The organism is Mariniflexile sp., assembly GCF_052728615.1.
In genome coordinates this window covers 25,229-45,953 of sequence record NZ_JBFVFE010000034.1, presented here as the reverse complement: position 1 = coordinate 45,953, position 20,725 = coordinate 25,229, and the positions used below count along the sequence as shown (strand labels likewise).

General features: G+C 36.1%; 21 protein-coding genes. 15 read left to right on the top strand and 6 right to left on the bottom strand.

Translation table 11 applies throughout. The features are described from left to right. Positions 1-151 precede the first annotated feature (151 nt). The 7 genes from ACU1LP_RS13020 (at position 152) to ACU1LP_RS12990 (ending at position 8,590) form a co-directional block, all read left to right on the top strand. Positions 152-1,813 carry a BatD family protein gene (locus ACU1LP_RS13020; protein WP_445733693.1) on the top strand — a complete coding sequence of 554 codons (1,662 nt, stop codon included), beginning with the start codon at positions 152-154 and terminating at the stop codon, positions 1,811-1,813. Continuing rightward, positions 1,813-2,820, top strand: coding sequence for a vWA domain-containing protein (locus ACU1LP_RS13015; protein ID WP_445736455.1), 1,008 nt, complete (start codon positions 1,813-1,815; stop codon positions 2,818-2,820). Before ACU1LP_RS13020 ends, ACU1LP_RS13015 begins: the two co-directional genes overlap by 1 nt. 177 nt (positions 2,821-2,997) lie before the next feature. Beyond that, a complete protein-coding gene (locus tag ACU1LP_RS13010; protein WP_445731843.1) occupies positions 2,998-4,035 on the top strand; it encodes a vWA domain-containing protein in 1,038 nt (345 codons plus the stop codon). A gap of 458 nt (positions 4,036-4,493) precedes the next feature. Next, positions 4,494-5,336, top strand: coding sequence for a tetratricopeptide repeat protein (locus ACU1LP_RS13005; RefSeq protein ID WP_445731844.1), 843 nt, complete (start codon positions 4,494-4,496; stop codon positions 5,334-5,336). 83 nt (positions 5,337-5,419) lie between these two features. Then, complete coding sequence (locus tag ACU1LP_RS13000; RefSeq protein ID WP_445736454.1) at positions 5,420-7,177, top strand: BatD family protein; 1,758 nt, start codon at positions 5,420-5,422, stop codon at positions 7,175-7,177. A gap of 1 nt (position 7,178) precedes the next feature. Continuing rightward, positions 7,179-7,928 (top strand): tetratricopeptide repeat protein, encoded by a 750-nt coding sequence (locus ACU1LP_RS12995; protein WP_445731846.1) that lies wholly within the window; start codon positions 7,179-7,181, stop codon positions 7,926-7,928. A 35-nt stretch (positions 7,929-7,963) separates the two neighbouring features. Then, positions 7,964-8,590: a carbonic anhydrase gene (locus tag ACU1LP_RS12990; RefSeq protein ID WP_445731847.1), complete on the top strand. Its 627-nt coding sequence runs from the start codon at positions 7,964-7,966 to the stop codon at positions 8,588-8,590. Between the two features lie 17 nt (positions 8,591-8,607). On the opposite strand, the gene ACU1LP_RS12985 is transcribed toward ACU1LP_RS12990, so the two are convergent. Further along, the gene (locus ACU1LP_RS12985) at positions 8,608-9,159 is read right to left on the bottom strand and encodes a CvpA family protein (RefSeq protein ID WP_445731848.1); all 552 of its coding nucleotides are present in this window, start codon (positions 9,157-9,159) and stop codon (positions 8,608-8,610) included. A gap of 169 nt (positions 9,160-9,328) precedes the next feature. Between ACU1LP_RS12985 and ACU1LP_RS12980 the strand changes: the two genes are divergently transcribed. Together ACU1LP_RS12980 and ACU1LP_RS12975 are read left to right on the top strand one after the other, a co-directional pair. Continuing rightward, positions 9,329-9,685, top strand: a complete 357-nt coding sequence (locus ACU1LP_RS12980) for a hypothetical protein (RefSeq protein ID WP_445731849.1) — start codon at positions 9,329-9,331, stop codon at positions 9,683-9,685. 68 nt (positions 9,686-9,753) lie between these two features. Then, positions 9,754-10,218: a very short patch repair endonuclease gene (locus ACU1LP_RS12975; RefSeq protein WP_445731860.1), complete on the top strand. Its 465-nt coding sequence runs from the start codon at positions 9,754-9,756 to the stop codon at positions 10,216-10,218. Here the strand turns inward: ACU1LP_RS12975 and ACU1LP_RS12970 are convergent, their stop codons facing one another. The 5 genes from ACU1LP_RS12970 to ACU1LP_RS12950 all read right to left on the bottom strand — a co-directional run bounded on the left by ACU1LP_RS12970 (position 10,219) and on the right by ACU1LP_RS12950 (position 13,466). Then, a complete protein-coding gene (locus tag ACU1LP_RS12970; RefSeq protein WP_445731850.1) occupies positions 10,219-10,491 on the bottom strand; it encodes a hypothetical protein in 273 nt (90 codons plus the stop codon). It lies immediately after the preceding gene. Between the two features lie 310 nt (positions 10,492-10,801). Then, a complete protein-coding gene (rpmA, locus tag ACU1LP_RS12965; protein WP_445731851.1) occupies positions 10,802-11,062 on the bottom strand; it encodes a 50S ribosomal protein L27 in 261 nt (86 codons plus the stop codon). Positions 11,063-11,091: 29 nt separating this feature from the next. After that, positions 11,092-11,883: a 50S ribosomal protein L21 gene (gene rplU, locus ACU1LP_RS12960; RefSeq protein ID WP_445733690.1), complete on the bottom strand. Its 792-nt coding sequence runs from the start codon at positions 11,881-11,883 to the stop codon at positions 11,092-11,094. An 86-nt stretch (positions 11,884-11,969) separates the two neighbouring features. Then, a complete protein-coding gene (locus ACU1LP_RS12955) occupies positions 11,970-12,413 on the bottom strand; it encodes a DUF4199 domain-containing protein (RefSeq protein WP_445733691.1) in 444 nt (147 codons plus the stop codon). 147 nt (positions 12,414-12,560) lie between these two features. After that, positions 12,561-13,466, bottom strand: a complete 906-nt coding sequence (locus ACU1LP_RS12950; RefSeq protein WP_445731854.1) for a helix-turn-helix transcriptional regulator — start codon at positions 13,464-13,466, stop codon at positions 12,561-12,563. A gap of 184 nt (positions 13,467-13,650) precedes the next feature. On the opposite strand from ACU1LP_RS12950, the gene hemA reads away from it, so the two are divergent. From hemA to hemE, 6 genes are all read left to right on the top strand, one after another. Continuing rightward, complete coding sequence (gene hemA / locus ACU1LP_RS12945; protein WP_445731855.1) at positions 13,651-14,910, top strand: glutamyl-tRNA reductase; 1,260 nt, start codon at positions 13,651-13,653, stop codon at positions 14,908-14,910. Further along, complete coding sequence (gene hemC / locus ACU1LP_RS12940) at positions 14,903-16,480, top strand: hydroxymethylbilane synthase (RefSeq protein ID WP_445731856.1); 1,578 nt, start codon at positions 14,903-14,905, stop codon at positions 16,478-16,480. The genes hemA and hemC overlap by 8 nt, the downstream gene beginning before the upstream one ends. Positions 16,481-16,519: 39 nt before the next feature. Next, entirely contained in the window at positions 16,520-16,981 is a 462-nt protein-coding gene (locus tag ACU1LP_RS12935) for a GNAT family N-acetyltransferase (protein WP_445736453.1), read from the top strand. Positions 16,982-17,092: 111 nt separating this feature from the next. Beyond that, complete coding sequence (locus ACU1LP_RS12930) at positions 17,093-18,835, top strand: TrkH family potassium uptake protein (protein ID WP_445731858.1); 1,743 nt, start codon at positions 17,093-17,095, stop codon at positions 18,833-18,835. 10 nt (positions 18,836-18,845) lie between these two features. Beyond that, positions 18,846-19,562: a potassium channel family protein gene (locus tag ACU1LP_RS12925; protein ID WP_445731859.1), complete on the top strand. Its 717-nt coding sequence runs from the start codon at positions 18,846-18,848 to the stop codon at positions 19,560-19,562. 122 nt (positions 19,563-19,684) lie between these two features. Then, complete coding sequence (gene hemE / locus ACU1LP_RS12920) at positions 19,685-20,716, top strand: uroporphyrinogen decarboxylase (RefSeq protein WP_445736452.1); 1,032 nt, start codon at positions 19,685-19,687, stop codon at positions 20,714-20,716. Positions 20,717-20,725: the final 9 nt, after the last annotated feature.

The window sequence follows — 20,725 nt, the reverse complement described above, 5'->3', positions numbered from 1 at the left end:
GATTTACGATTTATGAAGTACGATTTACGATTTATGAAGTACGATTTACGATTTATGAAGTACGATTTACGATTTATGAAGTACGATTTACGATTTATTTAAAAGAAGAGGATAAAGGGATTTACGAGTTATGAAGTACGATTTACGATTTATGAGCAAAACACCTTCGGTCTTCCGTTTCCCGATAGCTATCGGGAGGTCTGCCGTCTGCCGTCTTTTTTCTATTTTCTTTTTTCTATCATCTTTTTTCTCCTTTTCACAAGTAACTTCCTCAATCGATTCTACCAAAATAAAAATCGGTGCGCAAATCACTTATAAAATTTCAGTGGAATCAGAGCCAAATAGTTTGGTGGTTTTTCCTGAAGGACAAACATTTTCGCCGTTGGAAATGATTGAATCGTATGCTGTTGATACCATTAAAAACAAAGACAAATTCAGTCTTATTAAAAAATATGGTTTAACGCAATTTGATTCTGGTAAATACACCATCCCTAGGCAAAAAATAATTATTGGCGATAAAACTTTTTTTACCGATTCTTTAAAGGTTGAAGTGAATAATGTGGTTGTAGATACCACAAAACAAGGGCTTTTCGATATAAAACCTATTATTGAAGTTAAAAAACAAGGAAGCGATTGGTGGAAATATCTGTTGATGGCGCTTCTAATAATTGGCATCATCGGGTTTTTGATGTATTGGTTTATTTGGCGAAAAAAACCACTGAGCGAAGCAGAACAAATTGCCTTGTTACCACCGTATGACAGAGCGAAGTTAGCCTTAAAAAAATTGGATGAAAGTCATTATTTGGAATCTGCGGCCATAAAAGATTATTACTCCGAACTTACATTTATCATTAGAAAATATCTTGATGAAAAAGTGTACGACCGCGCTTTGGAGAGCACTACGGATGAGTTGATAAACAGACTGAAATTGCTCAAAGAAGGCAACCAAGTAGAACTGAGCAATGAAGATATTAGAAATTTAGAGAGCATTTTAAAACGTGCCGATTTGGTAAAATTTGCTAAATCTGCGGTGGATGTAGATCTTGCTAAATTAGATAGAAACACCATTGATATTGAGATTGACCATGTAAAAGAAGCCTTGCCTGAACCTACTGAAGAGGAAAAACTTTTAGATGAAAAGTACCGTGGGGAATTGGAACGTAAAAAGAAGCGCAAAAAAATTATTATCACGGTTTTGATAAGCGTTTTTCTGTTAGTGGCAACTTTTGTTGGTTTCTCTATAAAATATGGCTTTGGTTATGTAAAAGACACGCTTATTGGTCATGATAGTATTGAGCTTTTAGAGGGCGAATGGGTAACCAGTGCGTATGGATTTCCACCGGTTACTGTTTCTACGCCCAAAGTATTGAAACGTACCGAAATTAATTTACCGGACGAAATTAAGGCCCAAATGGACGTTACCAATTTTCAATACGGAAGTCTGTTGGATTTTTTTAATATTAACGTTTCAACAACGGTACTAAAACAAGAATCCCAAGAACCGATAGATTTAATCCAAGCATCCGAAAAAACGATCAAGCAAATTGAAGCCATGGGGGTTCAAAATATTTTAGTGAAAAACGAGAAGTTTGTAACACCAAACGGCGCAGAGGGCTTAAAAACCTATGGTTCGGCAAAATTCCCAATAATCTCGACTGATAAATTTTATGAAGGGGAATATGTCATTTTACAATTTTCAACCAATAAAGTACTTCAGAGTATTTCCATGTCGTGGAGAAAAGATGATGTGTACGCAAGCAAAATAGTGGAGCGGATTTTAAATTCAGTCGAACTTAAAAAAGCAGAAGAATAATGTTTGAAGGTATTGAGTTTGTAAATAAACAATGGTTTTGGGCACTTTTAGTGTTGCCAATAGCGATACTGTGGTATATTTTTAAGCATAAAAAACAAACGGCGGAACTTAAAATATCGAGTTTAAAGGGTTTTAAAACAACCAGTTCTTTGTTGCCAAAATTAAAACACGGGCTGTTCATTTTACGCTTATTGGCTTTGGCATTATTAATTACGGCGTTGGCAAGACCACAATCCGTTGATGTGTCTTCTAAAACCAAAACCACCCGCGGTATTGATATTGTGATGGCTATTGATGTTTCGGCTAGTATGCTGGCAAAAGATTTATCGCCCAATAGATTGGAAGCCTTAAAAAATGTAGCTGCGGAATTTATAAAAGGCAGGCCAAACGACCGGATTGGCTTGGTGGAATATGCTGGCGAGAGCTATACCAGAACGCCTGTAACGAGCGATAAATCCATTGTACTGCGTTCTTTAAAGGATATTAAGTACAACACCATTATTGAAGGAGGAACGGCCATTGGCATGGGGTTGGCCACCGCCGTAAACAGATTGAAAGATAGTAAAGCGAAAAGCAAAGTTATTATTTTATTGACTGATGGGGTTAACAATACAGGGTTTATAGACCCCAAAATAGCCAGCGAATTGGCTGTGGAATATGGTATTAAAACCTATACCATTGGCTTGGGAACCAACGGAATGGCACTGTCGCCAGTGGCTATCGACCCCAGAAATGGCGAGTTTCAATATGCACGGATTCAAGTTGAAATTGATGAGGTTTTATTGAAAGAAATAGCGCGGGTAACCGGAGGCATCTATTTTAGAGCGACCGATAATAAAAAACTACAGGAAATTTACAACGAAATCAATAAACTTGAAAAAACAGATGTAGAAGAGTTTAAGTTTTACAATTATGACGAAAAGTACCGCCCATTGGTAATATTAGCTGGGTTATTGTTGCTCATAGAATTTCTGTTGCGCAACACGCTTTTTAGGAGTTTTGTTTAAAAAGAAGAGAGAACAAAGAAAAGAGAAAAGAGAGAAAAGAAAATAGAATATAGACGGAAGACGGGAGACAGGAAGAAAAACAAAAGGGATAAAAAATAAAAACAGGAAGTTGCAAATAACCACCCAAGTGGAGAAACTGAAAACTACGACTGCGACTGCGACTGAAAACTAAAAAAGATGTATCAATTAGACGAAAAAATATGGTTTTGGGTATTAGGGGTTATTCCGGTAATCATCCTATTCTTTTTGGTGCTTCAAATTTGGAAACACAAAGCCCAACGAAAGTTTGCCGACAAACAATTGCTCAAAAAATTAAGTCCGAATGCATCACTCTTCAAATCGGTTTTAAAAATCATCGTGTTAAGTTTAGCATTCGCATCTATCGCCATTGCTTTGGTAAACCCAAAAATTGGTACAAAACTGGAAACCGTAAAGCGTGAAGGTGTTGATATTGTTTTTGCGGTGGATGTTTCAAAAAGTATGCTTGCTGAAGATATTGCTCCTAACCGATTGGAAAAAGCAAAACAATTGGTAACCCAAATCATTAATAATTTGGCAAGCGACCGCGTGGGTATTATTGCTTACGCAGGAAAAGCGTTTCCGCAATTGCCCATCACAACCGATTATGCATCGGCTAAAATGTTTCTTCAAAGCATGAATACCGATATGCTATCCTCGCAAGGAACCGCCATCAATGAAGCCATTAAGCTGGCAACCACTTATTTTGATGATGAAGAACAGACCAATCGGGTGCTTATTATTATTTCAGATGGTGAAGACCATAGCGAACAAGCGGCAGCAGTGGCCGAAGAAGCGAGTGAAGCAGGCATTCGGATTTTCACTATTGGTGTGGGCGATGTAAAAGGAAGTCCCATACCAGAAAAGCGAAACGGCATTGTTTTGAATTATAAAAAGGATAATCAAGGTGAAACGGTTATAACCCGTTTGGATGAAGAAACGCTAAAAAATATTGCCGCCGAAGCCAATGGAATTTATATCAACGGAAAAAACACGAATGATGTGGTTAAAAATATTGGTGAGATTTTAAATGGGATGGATAAAAAGGAGTTTGAAACCAAACAATATGCCGAGTTTAAAGACCAATTTCAATGGTTTTTAGGCTTTGCGGTGTTCTTATTATTGTTGGATATTTTCTTATTGGAACGTAAAACAGCATGGTTGAAAAAGCTGAATCTGTTTAACGAAAACCTGTAAAGATTAACGATTTTTGATTAACGATTTTTGAAATAAGAATATTAATGATAGTACCAATTAGAAATTCAGCAATCAAAAATCAACATTCGTTAATCGTTAATAATTTCAAAGATATTTTATAAATCCTTTAACGGTAAACTTTTAATAGGTTTTATACATTTATAAATTGAGTACATGACAAAAATTTAATTTATTAAAAATTATTAAAAAAATAATCCTCTCAATAATTCCTCCCCTTTTTTAAGGGGAAAGCCTGTGCCGAATTTATTTCGGTATGCCGATAGGCGGAGGGGTTAACAGTAGTAATTATTTTGATACTATGAGATATTTTAGTTATAGGAACTAAAATCCATAAAAATTGAATGCACAAGAAGGAACAACAATCAACGATTAACGATTTTTTGAACTAAGAACATTAATGGACAACGCCATCGTAAATCGTAAATAAAAATATTAAAATGAAATATCTTATAATATTAGTAACCTTAACAGCCACCGTGTCTTTTTCGCAAGAGCAAGACAAGAAAGCGTTATTGGCAGCACAAAAAAAGGCGAATAACTATGTGTACGAAGGCAATACCTTAATAAATGATAAAGATTTTGTTTCTGCCGAAATGGAGTATAGGAAAGCTATTTCAGAGACATCAAATTCGGTTGCTGGTATTTACAATTTAGGGAATTCCTATATTAAAAAAGGAAGTTTTGAAGAAGCGCTGTATCGATTAGAGCAAGCGGCTAAAACATCGACTTCAAAAGAAGAAAAGCATAAAGCCTATCATAATATTGGGAATGTTTTAATGCAGAATAAAAAGTGTAAAGAAGCTGTTGAAGCCTATAAAAATGCGTTGAGAAACAATCCATCCGATGAAGAAACACGTTATAATTTAGGATTGGCAAAAATTTGTGCAGAGCAACAAAAAGACCAGGAAGACCAAAACAAGGACGATAAAAAAGACGACCAAAACAAGGATAAGAAAGACGATAAAAAAGATCAGGACAAAAAAGAGGGCGACGACAAAAAAGACCAAGATAAAAAGGACGAAGGCGATAAAGATAAAAAAGAGGGCGACGATAAGAAAGATGATAAAGGCAACCCTAAAGATGACAAAAAAGATCAGGGTAAGGAAGGCGATGAAAAAGAGAAACAACCACAACAGCCAAAGCCCCAACCCGGGCAAATGTCGCCACAACAAGTGAAAAATTTGTTGGAAGCCATGAATAATCAAGAACAAAAAGTCCAAGAAAAAATAAATGCCGAAAAGCAAAAAGGCGTTAAAATAAAAACGGAAAAAGATTGGTAAAACGAATGACGATTTACGAATGACGATTTTTGATTTACATAATTTCAAAATCTTACTTCGTAAATCACAAATCGTAAATCATTATGAAATATATATCCATTTTAATAATATTCTTAGTTACAAGCATGGCTTCTTCGCAAGTTAAGTTTGAAGCCAAAGCGAGTAAGGAAAAACTTGGTGTAAACGAACGTTTGCGTATAGATTTTGAAATGAACCAGGATGGTGATAATTTTAGTCCGCCCGATTTTTCAAATTTTACGGTTGTTGGCGGTCCCAACCAATCGGTTAGTAATTCCTGGATCAACGGCGTTAGAAGTTTTAAAAAAACCTATAGCTATTTTTTGGCACCAAAAGGGCGCGGTAATTTCACCATTTCACAGGCCACCATACATATTGATGGCGAAATATACAAAACGGTGCCCATTAAAATTGAAGTTACGGCTGCGGTAGATATTCCAAAGGATCCCAACAATCCGGATTATATCGCATCGGAAAGTATTCATTTAGTGGCAGAAATTTCAAAAACAAACCCGTATTTAAACGAAGCCATAACCGTGGTTTACAAGTTGTACGTGTCGCCAACAGTTGCAGTTGAGAATTGGAATGAAATAGACAGTCCACGATTTAATGATTTCTGGAGCCAAAATATAGATACCCAAGGGCAAAAAGTTCAAAATGGGACTTACAATGGTGAGGAATACCGCTTCTTGGTATTAAGAAAAACGGTGTTGTATCCACAAAAAACAGGGAAGTTAGATATTGAACCTTTAAGTTTGGATATTGCATTGCGCGTACCTACCAACAGACGTGATATTTTTGGAAGCCCTTTAATGAGTCGCGCTAATAAGGTGGTATCGGCAGGAAACAAAACCATTGACGTGAAACCGTTGCCAGAGGCCGGAAAACCCATTGATTTTTCCGGAGCCGTGGGCGATTTCAGTTTTGATGTTACCGCGTCCAAAAAAGTATTGGATGCTTCAGAGTCGTTACAGCTAAAAGTGGGTGTAAGGGGCAATGGTAATTTAAAGCTATTTAAGCTTCCTAAAATAACGTTACCAAGTTCTTTAGAGGTTTATGAGCCCGAGCACAACGAAAACATAAACACCAGCTTATCGGGCATGCAGGGAAGCATTACCGATAGTTATACCGTGGTGCCACAATACAAAGGTAAATATCCCATACCTGCTGTGTCATTTTCATATTTCGATTTAAAAACGGAGACCTATAAACAAATAGCATCCGATGAAATTATCATCGATGTGTTGGATGGGCCTTTAAATAATTCCAATGCTGGTAGTATTGTTAATAATGGAAAACAACCCGTGGTGCTGAATAAAGATCAATTTGCATTTATTAAAACCAGTTCCCATTTTACAAGCATAAACCAACCCAGCTTTTTTAAGACAACTACGTTTTGGTGCTTATTGTTATTGCCCTTTTTAGCCATCCCGCTGGCCATCGCCATTCGGAATAAAAAAGCGACCAGGGATGCCGATGTTTACGGAAATAGAATACGAAAAGCCGATAAATTAGCGAAAAAATATTTAAGTAGCGCAAAAAAATCATTAGGTAAAAAAGAAGCTTTCTACATTGCTTTAGAGAAGGCATTGCATCATTATCTAAAAGCAAAATTACATATTGAAACCAGCGATTTAAGCAAAGAAAAAATCAATGGACTGTTGGCCAATAAAGGTGTAGAAAATGAAGCCATTGTCGATTTTAATAAAATATTGGAAAGCTGTGAATTGGCCCGTTACACACCCATTGATATTGTAACCATGCAAGAAGATTATAGTAAAGCGGCGAAAACCATTTCTTTAATTGATAAACAAGCACGTTAAGATGAAGCAGATATTATACATACTATCGTTTTTGTTGTGTTTTGGATTGTTTGCACAAAACAAAGCCCTTTTTGAACAAGCAAACGCTTTATATAACGAAGGAAAATATGCGGAAGCCATAAATAAATACGAAGCTATTTTGCGCACCAAAAACCAATCGGCAGAGCTGTACTTTAATTTAGGCAATGCCCATTATAAGTTAAGTAATGTGGCCCCGAGCGTTTATTTTTATGAAAAAGCATTGCAATTGGCACCAAATGATGCCGACATTAAAAACAATTTAGCGTTTGCAAAAAACATGACCATTGATGCGGTTGGTGTGATTCCAGAAGCAGGATTGTCTAAAATTTTAAATAGGGCCACCAATACCATGCCCTTTGATGGTTGGGCAAAAGCAGCCATTGTATTCGTGTTTAGTTTCGTGATATTGTTTTTAATCTACTATTTTGCCTATTCCTCATTAAGAAAACGATTGGCTTTTTTGGGAAGCATAGCGGCTCTAACTTTAATGTTCGTATCACTGCTATTTGCGTTCCATAAATTCAACTTGGATAAAAAAGACCAACCAGCCATTGTGTTTGCTAAGGAGAGCAAAGTAAAGAATGAACCAAATTCCAGAAGCGAAGAATCGTTTATATTGCATGAAGGCACCAAGGTTCAGGTTTTGGATTCGGTCAATAATTGGAAAAAAATCAAATTGCAAGACGGTAAAGCAGGTTGGATTTCATCAGCAGATATTAAAGCCCTTTAATTATTTTGAGTTACCTTTAGAAGAAATAATACGATATGGACTTAGATAGGGTTTTTGAAAATAATGAAGCGTGGATCAAGGAAAAATTAGCGTCTGATGCCAATTATTTTGATGATTTGGGCAAAGGGCAAAACCCCGAGCTTTTATTTATTGGATGCTCAGACAGTCGGGTTACCGCCGAGGAATTAATGGGCCTAGGTCCAGGCGAAGCTTTTGTACATCGTAACATTGCCAATATGGTCATTAGCATCGATTTAAACGCTATGTCGGTAGTCACTTATGCCGTGGAGCATTTAAAGGTCAATCATGTTGTAGTCTGTGGGCATTATGGCTGCGGCGGTGTAAAAGCAGCAATGCAGTCGGCAGATTTAGGTATTTTGAACCCTTGGTTAAGAAACATTAGAGACGTGTACCGAATTCATAAAATGGAACTGGATGGTGTTCTAAATGAAGAAAAAAGATACGAACGTTTGGTTGAATTGAACGTAAAAGAACAATGTGTAAATTTAATTAAAACTTCTAGCGTTCAAAAAGCGTATAGAGATCGAGGATTAAAAGTGCACGGATGGGTCTTTGATGTGCACACAGGAAAGCTGATAGATTTAAAAATAGATTTTGAGAAATACTTAAGAGACATCATGGAAATTTATCATTTGGATTAACCTTTTGACGTCATTTGTCATTTCTGTGGAAGGATTCCATTTTGTGGATTTGCTTCTTCATCCTCCAATTCTTCTCCAATAGGCTTCCCGTTCACAATTAATTTCGGAAAAATCAACGGAATAATGGATTTTACAGGTTTATAAAGCACCGATTCCTCTTTATCTTCTGCAGTTGTAAACGGAACGTTCCTGTTCATTTTTTCAAATACAATGAGCAACACGCTTAAAACGACTGCTATTTTCAATCCGCCAAAAAGTGCGCCCAATAGTTTGTTTACCAAGCCCAATGCAGCAAAATCGGCCATTTTTGTTAAGGCTTTTCCAGCCAAGGCAATGGCTAAAATGATTAGGATCAATGTGCCAAAAAATGCGACCATGTTTATGGTGTTTTCATTCCAATCCACTTTTTCCTTTAAAAATTCTGTTGCAAAATGACTAAAGTGAAATGCGCCATATACCCCAGCAACTAAAGCTATTAGCGACGCTATTTCAACAAAAAGTCCACGCCAAAAACCTCTAATAAAACCTAAAGCTAAAAACGCCAATAAAACAAGGTCCAAAACATTCATAAAAAACAATTTTGGTAAATATAATTAATTTCTCTTCTTTTTAAAGAGCAACACCTTGAAGTAATAGCAAGGTTCATTAACTTTGAAACCGAATAATTAACGATTAACGATTAACGAATTTTAGATTTTTGAACTTTGAAACCTGGAATTTTAAACTTTGAACATAAAAATGTCTAGAGACGAACAATTAAAAGAGCGCTGGGAATTGGTAGTAAAAAAACTATCCAACCAATTTGCCGATGGAGACCCCCTCGATCTTGATGCCATTATCTACTTAATAGGTGTGCAAGAATTAGGGCAATTGGACAGGGAATTTAAAAAAGACCATAAGCTCGATTTAATGCACATTGCCATTTGCAAGTTGTTGGCGCCTTATGGCTATTATGAACTCGATTTTGTGGATGCCGAGGGTTGGCCACATTACAAAACCATTGAAACCTTGCCACATTTAAAAGCAGGCGAACAAAGTGTTTTAATGAAAGAAGCCATTGTAAATTACTTTTTGGAAACCAATTATATTAACTAACTTGTTTATCCCTTCGCTGTTAGTTTGATATAAAAGTCAAAATAAGAGTGTTATATTCATATCGGGTTATGGGTTATAGCGAAGAGAAAATAAAAGTCCCTCGGTTTAATGAGGAATCGGGTTTTTACACCACGAAAAAGCGTTCAAAAATAATGAGCAAAATTCGTGGCACCAACACCAAACCTGAAATGATTTTTAGAAAAGCCCTCTGGAAAAAAGGCGTTCGATATAGAGTGAACAATAAAAAACTTCCGGGGAAACCCGATATTTCCATTCAAAAGTACAGGCTAGCGGTTTTTATTGATGGTGAATTTTGGCATGGTTACAATTGGAACGAACGCAAACAAACCATAAAAAGCAATAGGGAATTTTGGATACCAAAAATAGAGCGGAACATACAGCGCGACCACGAAGTGAACCAACAACTTACAGATATGGATTATACCGTTTTTAGGTTTTGGGAACGCGACATAAAAACCGAACTGGATAAATGTATAAATGATGTGCTGGTTTATATGGATTGGAAAGGATAATCAATCCACCCAATCTTCTTCAAAATACCACCACAAACTAGAATCAATAGAGGCTTTCATTCTATTAATATCACTCGTTTCCTTTAAAAAAACGGTAAGGTTTTCACTGGCGTGGTTTTGTTCAACGGTTTCATTGATTTCGATGAGGTCAATTTCCGTAAAATTTTCCAAGTGATTTTTAATCTGGGCATCCAAAGATTCATCACTCAAAAATATCTTTATGGTTTGCTGTGTTGGGGAGTTTCTGATTTCAGATCTAAATGGAGGTAGCATAATCAATATTTTAAATGGAACAAAAACTTAATATTGCAGATGCAATAGTCTAAGTTAGTGAATTATTTCAATAAAAGCAATAAAAATCCTTCGGATTTCATAAAGGTTATATCCAAAAATTATCCTAAGTTATTTTGTTGGTTTCAGTTTTGCTGAATTGCGGAAAAAAGAAATCATTTTTATCGTTCATCGACCGAAAGGATCCGTTCGGGATTGTGTTTCCTAAAGCGTTTGTGGAAACTGATTTGCAGTAAACAAAAAAACCCTTCCTGAAAACAGAAAGGGTTTAATAAGTTAAAGAATATGTTTCTTAACCTTCAAAAGGCACTATAGAAACATACGATTTGTCATCTTTTTTCTTAGTGAATTTTACAACACCATCAACATAGGCGTGTAATGTATGGTCTTTTGAAGAGTACACGTTTTCACCTGGGTGGTGTGTATTTCCTCTTTGTCTTACGATAATGTTTCCAGCAATGGCAGCTTGACCACCAAAAATCTTAACGCCTAAACGTTTTGATTCTGATTCTCTACCATTCTTAGAACTACCTACTCCTTTTTTATGAGCCATTGTCTTAAGTTTTTATATAGTTAATAATTCTATTGTTTGTTTTTCAGCAACGCTTTTGCTTGTTTTACCCACTCTTCAGCTTCAATCTTCTCACGAGTGATTCCATCGATTGCAGAAAGACCTTCTCTATCGGCAGCTTTCAACTTGCTGATTTGCTCAAAGGTATAAATACCCAACTCATTCAGTTTCACTTCGTAAACTGGACCAATTCCGTTGATCAATTTCAAATCATCAGCATCTGCTTTCAAAGCAGTACCTATACTGTGAAGTATTTTATCGATGTTGATTTCGATATGTGCCTCTTCAGCCCGGTGCTCTGCACGTGTTACCAAATTTTCACTTACCTCAACGTCTTTCTTAACTGCGGGTTTAGCAGCAGCTTTTTTTGCCTCTTTTACCGGAGCTGCTTCTTCAGCATTAGGTTTTTCGGCTTTTTTGGCTCCCTCGTTTTCAGCTTTGGCAGCCTTTTTGGCTCCCTCGTTTTCAGCTTTGGCAGCCTTTTTGGCTCCCGAAGCAGCAATGCTTTCAATTACGATTTCAGTTAAAGATTGGCGATGGCCGTTTTTCTTACGGTAACCTTTACGTCTTTTCTTTTTGAAAACGATCACTTTATCACCTTTTAGGTGCTTTAAGACTTTTGCTCCTACTTGAGCGCCGTCTATAGCTGGGGCGCCTACAGTTATAGTATCACCATCACCAATAAGAAGAACATTGTCAAAAGCCACTTGCTTTCCTTCTTCTGTTTGTAAACGGTGTACAAAAACCTTTTGGTCTTTAACAACTTTAAATTGTTGCCCTGCTATCTCTACAATTGCGTACATAGCGTAACGTGTTTATTAATTAATTTTGTTCAAAAATGAGTGCAAATATACTGCTAATTAATCAATCTACAAACGTTTTATTTGTTTTAGGAAATATTTTTGCTTCTTTTGAAAAATTGCATGACGGTTAGTGTAGCGATTACCGTGGTTGCGAGCCCCATTATAAGCACAACAAAGGTCACCATGCCTATATCGATGTTAAAATCACCATGGATAGTGTGCAGTAATTCCGGTAAAAAATCAGGATTTATTTCGGTAGCATAAACCAAGAAAAAAATGGTGAATATTACGGCTGCAACAAAACCGGTAATGATGCCTGTTTTAAAACCTTCGCCATAGGTAAAACCTTCCAAGTTTTCCTGCTTGCTCAATCTTACGGCTCCAAAAATCCCAAATGCCGTAATAACTGCATTAAAAAAACTGAAAACAGGGTTGATGTGCTTGTGGAATAATGCTAAAATTAAAAAATAGGCAATTAATATAGCGCTTGTAATAAGCCCAAACCGAATAGGAAGTGATAGTTTTTTCATCTGTTAAATTTATGAATTTAAATTTCGTAAAAAAATAGTTAATAAAATAATTTTATGTGGTCATAAAATAGTTTTCAACCTAATTAAATCCATGTAAGGGTTGATTATGGAAGATATAAATTTTAAGATCGAGACAAACTTTTGAACCTAACTCAAAGACATAATATATTTTTTTGGTGTTGTGCCATATTTCTTTTTAAAAGCAGCAATAAAATGGCTTGCTGTACTATAGCCCACTTTCAATCCGACTTCGTTGACATTGTTTTCGCCCGATTCCAAAAGTTTTCGAGCGACTTCCATTTTATAATCCAGCAAAAAGCTAAACACCGAATCGCCATAGATTTGTTTAAACCCTTCTTTCAACTTTTTTAGGTTCAACCCAATCTCATCTGCAAGTTCTTGTAAACTTGGTGGTTCTGCCATTCGAGCGACAATAATTTCTTTCGCTTTTCTAATTTTAATCACATTGGTCTCATCCACCAAAAACGGGCATTGCTCAATATTGGCTTCTTCGCTTCTGTTAAAATACAGACTTAATAGTTCGTAGGCTTTTCCTTTAAAATACAAATCCTTTATGGATTTATTGAGATTGTAATTGATCAGTTGATTGAGAACAATGGCCATGGATGGCGTTATGCTGCCGTCTTTATAATACTTTTTGTCTTTGTTGTCTTCATTTAAAAATGAAATATAATCGGCTTCCTGCGAAAACAATCCATGAAATTTTTTTATTGAAATCAGTACAGAAACCATCCAAGAATTTCGGTTTACCTCAAGATTAATGGGTAAATTGCGTTGTGGATTGTACAATAACAAAGAGTTTTCTTCAAGAATATTTAGCACATAACGCCCTTCGTTAAAAACAAATTTACTGGTACCTTTAACGCAAAAATGAAATTGGATGTAATCGCTATGTATTTCTTTAATAAGACTTTGCGTTTCGTTTCCATCATTTTTATAAACCAAAACCAAAAAACCTTCTTCTACTTTAGTTTCTTCAAAAGGACTTATAGCGTTGTTTTTCTGCGAACTTTTATCGTTATTTATAATCATCTTATTTAGATTTGTTCTAAATTAATTAGTCAAAACACATTGAATTTACTGCAAAAATATGACATTTATCATATTTTGGATTAAAAACGCCCTAAAAAACCACAAACGATACTAAAAGTTCTTTGAGCGTTACTTTTTAAATAATCATACATATACATTTGCTTTCGGAATCATAAAACCAACAATGCACCAATATAACATTTCTAAAAGCAAATATTTCTATGCCATTGGCCTAAGTTATAAAAAAGCCGATGCCGACATACGGGGGCACTTTAGTTTGGATGAAGCCGCTAAATTAGCATTGCTTAACCAAGCCAAGGAAAATGCTATTGAAAGTTTGGTGGTAACCTCCACATGCAACCGTACCGAAATTTACGGCTTTGCAGAACATCCGTTCCAACTCATCCAATTACTTTGCGATAACACCAGAGGTACGGTTGAGGAATTTCAAAAAGTAGCCTATGTGTATAAAAACAGTGATGCCATTGCGCACATGTTTCGTGTAGGTTCTGGTCTGGACAGTCAAATTCTTGGTGACTTTGAAATTATCAGTCAGTTAAAAAAGAGCACTCGTGTTTCTAGGGAATTTGGTTTGTTAAATCATTTTACCGAACGTTTGGTAAATGCCGTCATTCAAGCCAGCAAGCGTATTAAAAATGAAACCGACATATCATCGGGTGCCACATCGGTGTCTTTTGCTTCGGTACAATATATTTTCAATACGGTTAAAGACATTACCAACAAGAATATTTTGCTTTTCGGAACAGGGAAAATTGGTAGAAACACTTGCGAAAACTTAGTAAAGCATACCAAAAACGAACATATTACCTTAATTAACAGAACGAAAGATAAAGCAGAACAAATTGCGGGGAAATTCAATCTGGTAGTTAAGGATTACGCCAATTTACAGGAAGAAATCCATACATCCGATATTTTAATTGTTGCCACCGGTGCGCAACGCCCCACCATTGACAAACACATCATTCAAACCCTTAAGCCGCTTTTAATTCTAGATTTATCGATTCCTAAAAACGTAGATTCAAATGTTGAAGAATTGGATAATGTTACGTTGGTACATTTAGACCATCTATCCCAAATTACAGATAAAACCTTAGAGGCAAGAAAAGCACACATTCCGTTGGCGGAAGCCATTATAGAAGAAGTAAAAGCCGAATTTAACGGTTGGCTTGAAACTCGAAAATTTGCGCCAACCATAAAAGCCTTAAAAAACAAGTTACACGATTTTGCTACGGCAGAATTGGAAACACAACGTAAAAAAAGTGCCGATTTTAACGAAGCCCAGGCAGAATTGATCAGCAACAATATCATCCAAAAAATAACGAATCACTTTGCGCATCATTTAAAAGACGATGGCATTTCTACCGATGAGAGTCTGGAACTCATAAAAAAAGTGTTTCAGTTAGAACCAACAATACATGTCTAAAATTATAAGAATTGGTACGCGCGATAGCGAATTAGCGTTATGGCAAGCCAAAATAGTACAAAGCCTACTCGAAAATTTAGGTCATAAAACACAATTGGTGCCTGTAAAATCTACAGGCGATTTGGTTTTAGACAAACCCCTATACGAATTAGGAATTACAGGCATTTTTACGCGCACCTTGGATATCGCCATGTTAAACAACGACATTGATATTGCAGTGCATTCGTTAAAAGATGTCCCTACCGTGTTGCCAAAAGGCATTGTACAAGCCGCAGTTTTAAAACGCGGTAACGTGAACGATACCTTGGTTTTTAAAAATAATGAAGAATTTTTAGGCTCGAAGGAAGCCGTTGTTGCTACTGGCAGTTTACGCAGAAGAGCCCAATGGCTCAACCGTTTCCCAACACATACTATTGTAGATTTACGAGGCAATGTGAATTCGCGTTTACAAAAACTGGAAGATCATGAGGATTGGAACGGAGCTATTTTCGCGGCGGCAGGTATTGGCAGAATAGGTGTTCGACCCGAAGAAGCCATTAATTTAGATTGGATGGTTCCTGCACCCGCACAAGGCGCCATCATGATTACCGCATTGGCGGAAGATGAATTTGTGCGTACTGCATGCAAAGAATTAAACCATGAAGAAACCGAAATTTGCACCACTATTGAGCGCGAGTTTTTAAACAAATTGGAAGGTGGCTGTACGGCGCCCATTGGTGCTTTGGCTTACATTAAAGACGAAGAAATAAACTTTAAAGGCGTTTTGTTGAGTGTGGATGGCACTAAAAGAATTGATGTGACCCGCGTTAAAAAAGTTGGCGAACACCACGATATTGCTAATTTTTGCGCCGAATTTGTTATAGAGCGCGGTGGCAAACGTTTGATGGATGCCATTAAGAAATCCACTAAAAAGACGAATGTATATTCTACCAAATCGTTTACCGAAGGGCAACGCCAATTGTTCCATGAGAAAGTAGTGGCAGAAAGTGCTGATTTTATTAAAATAAGTTTGAATAGAATACATCCTCGGTTCTTAAAAAACGAGCTTCAAAACGTTATTATAACCAGTAAAAATGCGGTGGAAGCGTTGCTTACCAACTTTTCGCCCATAGAACTTCAGTTTAAAAATATTTATTGTGTGGGTCGTCGTACCAAAAGATTGGTAGAACAAAAAATTGGTAAAGTAACTCACTTTGAAAACAACGCTAAAAAACTTGCAGAATATTTAGTAGATTATATGGAAGGTACTGAGGTTACTTATTTTTGCAGCGATTTAAGGTTGGATGATTTGCCAACTGTTTTAGAAAAAAACAATATAAAAGTAACCGAGGTTGAAGCCTATCAAACCAAATACGATGGCGTAAAAGTGGATGCTTCCGTTGAAGTCGCCATGTTTTACAGTCCTTCTACAGTTGAAAGTTTTGTTCAAAAAAATAAAACTGAAATCAAGGCATTTTGTATAGGCGAAACCACGGCACAAGAAGCCAAAAAATATTTTAAGGATGTTAGGATTGCCAAAGTACCAACTGTGGAAAGTGTGATTGAGTTGGTGAATGAGTATTATGTTTAGTTAGGCAATTGCAACCAATTTGATAAATCGAACGCTGAATTGAATTTAAGAAACGCAAAAAACTCGGACTTAGAAATAACATATCGAATTAAAAGTAAATCGATAAAAGAATATGTTGAAAAAATATGGGGTTGGAACGAACCGTACCAAAAGGAAATCCACAAAAAAAAATTTATTGCTTCTGAAACAAAGATAATTGAGCAAAACCAACAAAAAATAGGATATTTAGTGCTCAAAGAAACTGAAAATGAAATCTATATAGAAAATTTACTTATAGAAAAAGAATTTCAGAATTTAGGAATTGGAAAAGAGGTTATGGAAAAAATTATTGAAAAAGCCAATTCCGAAAAAAAACTAATTCGATTACAAGTTTTCAAGATAAATATTAAAGCTCAAAAATTTTATGGGAATCTCGGATTTGAAAAAACATCTGAAATGAAAAACCATATTGAAATGAAAAAAAAAAACTGGATACAACACCGTACCCTAATTAATTGCTAGTTCTAGATTGTTTACATACGCAACCAACCATTGCATATAAACTCGTTGTAACTTTAAAACATTCCACTTAATAACTTTTATGTTTTACCTAAAATGAATTAAATTACTAAAATGGAAAGAGAATCATTACTCAATTATGTGTATCGTTTTTTCGATATCATTGTTCTTTTTTTTATTGTATTTGATTTTGGTTACGATTTCGCCGAAAACTTCACCACCCCGCACGTTACGGGTTTAATAATACTTTCCTTTTTTTTACTGCTTTTTAATGCGATTAAATTTTTTGTATATAAGTACAAAAAAAGTAAAAATGTTGCTTTTGTAAACATCGTTATTATCTCGGTTTTACTTTTAGTGGTCCTTATTGTTTCCATAGTCCATATTAAACATGATTACCATTACATCCTACAAAAAATAAAACCAATTCTTGAAGGGGGCTTAATCCTTTATTTCCTTTTAAGGCTATTTGTTTTTGTGAGGTACATTTATGATGTTTATTTTAATCCAGCCATTGTATTTGTGGGCAGTTTTACAATTTTAGCCATAGCTGGTGCCTTCTTGCTCATGCTGCCTAGCGCTACGCCCCACGGCATTAGTTTTACAAATGCCCTATTCACTTCCACCAGTGCCGTTTGCGTTACAGGACTCGCCGTGGTAGATACCAGTGTGGATTTTACAATTATTGGTCAGTCCATCATATTGGTGCTTATACAATTGGGCGGGATCGGGATCTTAACATTTACATCGTTTTTTGCTTTTTTCTTTAGAGGAAGTTCTTCGTTTAAAGAAGGCTTAAACACCAAGGATTTTTTGGCGCATGAAGGCCTGAAAGATGTCTTTAGGGTGGCATTAAATGTGGTTGTTTTTACGTTGGCCATTGAAATAATCGGAGGGCTTTTTATCTATTTTTCCATTACAAATAATGCGTCAATACCCAACAAATTTTTCTTTTCTTTATTTCATTCCATTTCGGCATTTTGTAACGCAGGATTTTCTATATTTTCATCTGGTTTATTCGACCAAAGTATCCGTTTCAACTATTTCTTTCAATGGATCATTATGGTGCTCATTGTATTTGGAGGTCTGGGTCATCATATCATATTCAATTTTTATAAGTACTTAAAAACGTATGTGCTGGAATTTTTCAATAAAAAACTCATTCATAAGCGCGTTCCTATTATTACCTTAAATTCTAAAATAGTAATTTATACCACCTTTATATTGCTGTTTGTGGGATGGGTTTTCTTGTTCATTTCAGAATACAACAATACCTTATTGGACCACAGCACGTTATTTGGAAAATTAACAAATGCAGCCTTTAGTTCGGTAACGCCCAGAACCGCGGGCTTTAATGTGGTGGATTATACGCAAATGACGGTGCCTTCATTGTTATTTGTTATATTCTTAATGTGGATTGGGGCTTCGCCAGCATCAACCGGGGGTGGTATAAAAACAAGTACCTTTGCATTGGCTACCTTAAACATATTTGCCATTGCCAGAGGAAAAAGCAGGATAGAGGTTTTTGGAAGACGCTTTTCAGCAGAATCCACATCAAGGGCCTTTGCTATTTTATCCATTTCCTTAATTGTAATTGGCATGGCTATTATGGCCTTACTGATTATTGAACCGAAAGGGACCCCGTTGTTAACCGTGGTTTTTGAGTGTTTTTCGGCTTTTAGTACCGTTGGGTTAAGTTTGAATTTTACCCCAACACTTGCTGAAACCAGCAAATATATTATTATAGCCGTTATGTTTATAGGCAGAATTGGAATGCTCAATTTAATGATTGGTCTATTACGCCAAGTAAACCACCAGTTTTATGAGTACCCAAAAGAAAATATTTTGATAAATTAAATTGTAAAAGATGAAAATAATTGTTTTCGGACTTGGAAATTTTGGAATGTCCTTATGTGTGAGTTTGACTGAAACTGGCAATGAAGTGATAGCTATTGATAAGCAAATGGACAAAATTAATCTTGTAAAAGATAAAATTTCGCATGCCATTTGTATGGATTCCACCAATGAATTGGCTTATGAAGCGGTGCCCTTAAAAGATGCCGACAAAGTAATTGTTGCCATTGGCGAAAACGAAGGCGCCGCCATTATTACCGCCGCTATCATTAAAAAAATATGCGATGTTAAAATTATAAGTCGGGCACTATCACCTATACACGATACGGTTCTGGAAGCTATGGGAATCAATAGTATTGTACATCCAGAACAAGACTCGGCAGACCGCCTTACCAAGCAGATCAACTTTAAGTCTACTTTGGAAAATTATCAGATAGATGACAACCACACCATTTCTGAAGTAAAAGCTAAAAAGGAATTTTACAATAAAACACTTAAGGAATTAGATTCCATAGACCGATACCATTTAACCTTAATTACCATTATCCGCGAAATTGAAAAAAAGAATTTAATAGGAAAAAAAACCATTGTTAAACAAACCATAGGTCGCACTTCACCCGAAACCGTTATTCAAAATAATGATATTTTAGTGGTTTATGGGAATAATAAGGACATAGAAAACTATTGTATGGGTGAAGAAGAATATGATTTAAGAAAAAAGAATATTTAGAAATGAACTGATTTACATTTTTTGGATGGAAGCGAAAATCAATCATTTTGTTACCAGTTGAAAAATTTCAAATGAGTTGAATAATTAAAAAGATTCCTGCCTACGCAGGAATGACAAAAGATATGATAAAGAACGATTTATTTTTAAGAGCATTAAAAGGAGAAACTGTGGAACGCCCCCCCGTGTGGATGATGCGCCAAGCAGGACGCTATTTACCCGAATTCATGGAGATAAAAGCTAAATACGACTTTTTTACACGTTGCCAAACACCAGAAATTGCCAGTGAAATTACGGTACAGCCCATCCGAAGATATGGCATGGATGCGGCTATTTTATTCAGTGATATTTTGGTGATTCCGCAGGCCATGAACATTGAGGTGCAAATGAAACCCAATTTTGGCCCGTACCTTCCAAACCCCATTCGTACTTCAAAAGATGTGGAGAATGTGATCGTGCCCGATGTTAAAGAGGCGTTAGGCTATGTATATCAAGCCATAAAAGCCACTAAAGAATTGTTAAATGATGATATTCCGCTAATTGGTTTTGCAGGGTCTCCGTGGACCATTCTTTGCTATTGCGTGCAAGGTCAAGGCAGTAAAAATTTTGATAAAGCCAAGGAATTTTGTTTTACCAACCCCGTGGCTGCGCATAAATTGTTGCAAAAAATCACTGATACCACTATTGCCTATTTAAAGGAAAAAGTAAAAGCAGGATGTAATGCGGTGCAGGTGTTCGATTCGTGGGGAGGCATGCTTTCTCCCGTAGATTATCAGGAATTTTCATGGCAATATATCCAACAAATTATCGATGCATTAAAAAATGATGCCCCGGTAATTGCTTTTGGAAAAGGCTGCTGGTTTGCTTTGGGCGATATGGCGAAATCTGGTGCTTCCGCGTTAGGTATCGACTGGACGTGTTCAGCAAAAAATGCCCGTTATTTAACAGGCGGAAACATCACGCTGCAAGGAAATTTTGATCCGTCACGATTATTATCGCCCCCAGCCGAAATCAAAAAAATGGTTCATCAAATGATAAACGAATTTGGTAAAGACAAATACATAGTAAACCTTGGCCATGGTATTTTACCTAACATTCCGTTAGAAAATGCTAAGGCGTTTGTTGATGCGGTAAAGGAATATAAAAGCCCCACTTAATCTCCCCAA